General features: G+C 53.2%; 3 protein-coding genes and 1 pseudogene. 1 reads left to right on the forward strand and 3 read right to left on the reverse strand.

Annotated features, from left to right (window positions below):
• The first annotated feature begins 63 nt into the window (after positions 1–63).
• Positions 64–1,254: an IS91 family transposase gene (locus tag AC1RQ9_RS18510; RefSeq protein ID WP_485988069.1), complete on the forward strand. Its 1,191-nt coding sequence runs from the start codon at positions 64–66 to the stop codon at positions 1,252–1,254.
• Between the two features lie 396 nt (positions 1,255–1,650).
• Here AC1RQ9_RS18510 and AC1RQ9_RS18515 read toward each other — a convergent pair whose 3' ends face one another.
• From AC1RQ9_RS18515 to AC1RQ9_RS18525, 3 genes and pseudogenes are all read right to left on the reverse strand, one after another.
• Entirely contained in the window at positions 1,651–3,261 is a 1,611-nt protein-coding gene (locus AC1RQ9_RS18515; RefSeq protein ID WP_485988067.1) for an ORC-CDC6 family AAA ATPase, read from the reverse strand.
• On the reverse strand, positions 3,258–4,034 hold the full coding sequence (locus AC1RQ9_RS18520) for a hypothetical protein (RefSeq protein ID WP_485988068.1): 777 nt from the start codon (positions 4,032–4,034) through the stop codon (positions 3,258–3,260). The genes AC1RQ9_RS18515 and AC1RQ9_RS18520 overlap by 4 nt, the downstream gene beginning before the upstream one ends.
• 163 nt (positions 4,035–4,197) lie before the next feature.
• Positions 4,198–4,744 (reverse strand): annotated as a pseudogene (locus AC1RQ9_RS18525) (hypothetical protein); the annotation flags it as partial.

Raw genomic sequence — 4,744 nt, forward strand, 5'->3', positions numbered from 1 at the left:
GGCTGGGCACGCAGACGACGGCGCAGGCAAGGCCTGACGGCTGATCCCGGAGGGGGGGCGGTCATGTCCGCCTCCCTCGCACTGGGGGACATCTTCCGGGCTGCCGGTCCTGCCTGGCGGGCAGCCCATATCGGCCGTCTCCCCCTGCAGCAGTTCAAGGTCATGTCGGCGATCGAACACTGTCGCACCGCAGCCCTTGGTGGTCATGTCGCGGCCTGCGGGGACTGCGGACACTGGCGCATTGCCTATAACAGTTGCCGCAACCGTCATTGTCCACGCTGCCAGGGGAATGCCGCGCGGACATGGCTGGCCGAACGTGAGGCCGATCTGCTGCCGGTCGGGTATTTCCATGTCGTCTTCACCCTGCCTGCGCGGATCGCCGACATCGCGCTCCAGAACAAGGCCGTTCTCTACGCCCTGCTGTTCCAGGCCGCCTCGGAGACGATGATGACGATCGCCGCCGATCCCCGGCATCTGGGTGCCCGCATCGGCATCACTGCCGTGCTGCACAGCTGGGGGTCGGCGCTGACCCACCATCCCCATGTGCACATGATCGTGCCGGGCGGCGGCCTGTCGCCCGATGGCCAGCGCTGGATCTCGTCGCGCCCGGCCTTCCTCCTGCCCGTTCGCGTGCTGGGCAAGCTGTTTCGTCGTCTGTTCCTCACCCGGTTACTTGCGCTTTTCGATGCTGACCGGCTGGCCTTCCGGGGCCGTCTTGCCCCTCTCGCAGACCGTCGTACCTTTCTGCGGTATCTGGCCCCCGTGCGCGGCAGGCGCTGGGTTGTTTATGCCAAACCACCTTTTGCGGGTCCCAAAGCGGTGCTGGCCTACCTGTCGCGCTATACCCACCGCGTCGCCATCTCGAACCGCCGCCTCCTGGCGTTCAACGAAAACGGCGTGACGTTCCGCTACAAGGACTACAGGCGGGACACGGCCCACCAGCAGCAGGTCATGACGCTCGCCACGGATGAGTTCATCCGTCGCTTCATGTTGCATGTCCTGCCACGGGGATTTCATCGCATCCGCCATTATGGCCTGCTGGCCAGTTCCAGCCGCAAGGCCAGCCTCGCCCGGGTGCGGGAACTGCTGAATGTCATACCCACGCCAGCGGCAGAAATCCCGGAGCCCGAACCGGTCACGCCACTGCCCTGCCCATGCTGTGGCGGACTAATGGTTGTTATCCAGATCCTTCCCCGCTGGTACCAGCCCAGAGGGCCGCCACCGGCGACTGATCCGGCCGGGGGATCACCATGACAGCCCGCAGAGACCACAGCATGACCGATCCCGATGCCGGAGTAGCTCCGCTCCGGCAAACCGAGGTTCCTGTACGCATCACTGGAAAACCCGGGAAAATCGCTGCCTGCACCGCCAGTTCCGTCATCGCATCATGCAGATCCGATCACAAAAACCCGTTCCAGTTCCACATACGCACCTTTATGCTCTCGCTCAGCCTCTCCTCCGGGGTGGCGCCAGTTGCAAATTCCCCATAACTGAGTCCCGGTGTCGCGGGTTCGGTCTTCCCAGACTTTCGTACGCCTCGCGGCGCCCGAAACTCTTCAGGGATGCAGAAGGTCGGCTATCGGAAGGAATGACCAGTCACTTGGACATTCACATGAACGATTTTCAGGCCTGAATTTTAAATAAACAGCTTCATCCTGACAGGTATTCCAGAACGGAGGCTACTGCGGCATTACGCATGCGACGAGCTCTAACGTCGCCGATGAATTTCGCCGACTTCAATTGCGCCTCAGTAGCTTCTAAAACCTCTCCAACGGTTAAGAGACCAAGTTCATTGAGTTTTTCTTTCTGCCACGTAGTGAGATCAAGAACTTGAATGTTTTTCCTAAGCTGGCGTTCAAGATGCCCCCCTTCGTTGCTATCGCCTATTATCGCGACGGCATCTAGCAACGTTCTATATATTGAGTGATTGGCACCGTATTCCGTCATACGTTTCGGTGTGAGAGATTTAGCAATGTCGAACGCCTGTTGAGCTGGAGTCGCGTCCAGCGCGAACAGGCATCCCAAATTCACCATATACCTTTTGCCTACTTCGCTTCGAGTAGCCCTAATGCCACCTTCCATCTCATTGAGGACACCAGTATAGCACAAGATACGCAGAGCTTCCTTTACAACCTCAGGAGCATCCCGATGTATCCAGAAGTAGGAACTTGTCTTTCTATCAGTAGCTAAGTAAGATTCGTTTTTAGACTTAAGATCAGGTAAAACTGTGTTCTCAATGAATTCACGTCCCCAATCAATAACTTCCCGATGTCCGTAATACTTTTCAGCTAACGCAGAATGTTCGGACCAAATTGATGTTCTATAGTGAATTCTCATAATTGTATTGATTTCGCTGGAAGACAGCGCCGGCGCAGCCGATAAAGTTTTCAAAAGTATTCGTGGGTTTCCCGAGCAGGCATATGCAAGGATAGCGAAGTTTTTACCATTCTTCAAAATTTGTCTTTGTGTAGTGCTATCGGCCTGTTTCTCAACGATTTCACGCATATTGTCGACATATTTGGGATCGAGAACATCCCGATCTATATGGACCAATGTTGCGTCATGGTTTGGCTGGAATGTTTCTCCGAAACTTGTAACGCCGGGGTACACCGCTGCATTGCACGAAACGCAATGACTACGTAGGTCACGGAACATCGTGAAAAATTGACGTTGCTGCTCGGGAAGGAAAATATGTGCAGCCTCATCAATAAGAAAACAAAACCGATTAATATTTAATTTATCTGATAGATCTTCAAAAGCATCTTTGAATTTTTCGATTGAAGGCACAGCAGTTGCGTCGATCACTGCGGAGGGATTACGATAAGATTCTTCGTAAGCCTGAGCAACTGCCTCAATTTTAGTAGGTCCAAGCTTCGTCGTAACCTCTTCGCCAGCCAACAGACCGATGCTGGCTGGAACTCCTGCAAGAAGGCCGGCTCGCTCAAGAGCTCGGATTGCTGTTGAACACAAGCGAGCGAGCATCCAATTCCTAAATTGATGTGTGTCACTACTTTTAAGCAGCGAGCTTCGTACGAAACTTACATACACTGGAAAAACGCGATCATCTTGGAAGGAAGCGAGCATCTCGTTCTGGGCCACTCGTAGCAGAAACGATTTACCAACTCCTCGACTGCCAATAATAATCGCTGGATTGCGACTCTTGAGGGCGTTTATTGCAATTCGGTCCTGGTTTGTTTCCGCGAAGTAACTACCTACTTCCTCAGGGCGAATATCTTCCGTTCTATAAAAAAAATCACTCACGATTCATATCCACCAAACAAATCTTGAATTTCCGGAAAATGACCAAACTCTTCAATAATTAGAGGTTCAACTAAATTTTTATCATCACCATTAAGAAAAGAATAATAGCGCGACAAAAATTGGAAAAGAACACAAATCCTGACAGTCGCAGCCTTATCATGAAAAGTCTGAGTACGGTTTGAATCGTAAGCGACCTTAGTTTGCGTATTCTCGTATGTGCCCGGGTTTCCATGCACATACTCCGAGCACTCTCGATAGACCCTCGCTGCGAGGGCAGAATATTGTGAGCGGTATTGGCCGAGCGCAGGATTAAATGCCCGAAGAAAGTTGTGTGAAAATACCCCATTGTCTTGATCGGTTAAAGTTGACCACCAGAGATCGTCATTTCCTTGAAGCCAAAGATGCATTTTCATTTGATTGGCGGAAAAATAGACCGTAGCAGTAAAAAGTTCAAAGGCTAACCTTAGACTGGAGAAGGCATGTCGGTAGTTGCCGGATAAGACAGCCTCCAGAGAATATTGATATTCTCGGCAAGCTTGCATGAATATCGCACGCTCAGGCCCTGTAATGACGCTGAGCATAACTTCGAAGTCTTTCAACGCGTTATGAGACGTAATGTGCATAGCAAACGTGGGCGTATCAGAGACACACTCGGCTATGATCTCGGCCCTCTGTTCAGCAAGGGTTTTGTAATATTCTGCAACATCCATTTCACATTGATAGCAGCAAGATACTTGATAGCCAAGACGCTTCGAGCATGGATTGCGCAGCAAGACTATTACCTGCAATTTATTGCGTAACATATTCTATGTGCACTGATGGCAAATATACAAAGGTTGGGTCGGCCCAATTCGGTATTAGCTCTTTCCATCGACCATGTCCGCTATCCGGAGATTACCGATTTCACCACAATGTCCTATATAGGGCGATAGCGGACTATTTCCTGAGCCTGATGATTCCGAGTTCGTGCCACATCCACCCAAAATCGTAGGCAGCCATGGCACCGCCACTCCCCTGGGCGCGGACCGTAGTATTTTCGATATCCTTCAACCAGATGGCTACCTTTTTACGTCCTGAAGCTGTCAGGACGGCCTGGCGCGGCGTCATATCCCCCAGGGCCGGGACTGGCTCATCAAGCACCTGCCGATAGTGCTGCTCCAGCATCTGCCCGATAATCCGGGCTTCCTCCTCGGGCGGGATCTGCAGTTCTGGCGAGACCTCCCGTCCATGCGTCCCCCGATCTTCCATCGCCTGCGCCGGCGTCATGATTTGCGTGAGCGGAGCGCGCACGAGATCTCCCAGACCGACCTGCAGCATGGCACGACCACGTTCGGCACGCTCTTTCGAGTTCACCTGCAGCCGCAACTGCCGCCCCTTCAGGTCCAGCGTGCCCAGCACGATCGCGCCGTCATCCATCTCCGTGCGCAGGAACCGCCCGTTTTTATCCCGTCCAGCCTTGCGCACGGGATCGCTCATCAGCTCT

It is taken from the genome of Komagataeibacter ossonobensis, assembly GCF_057359305.1.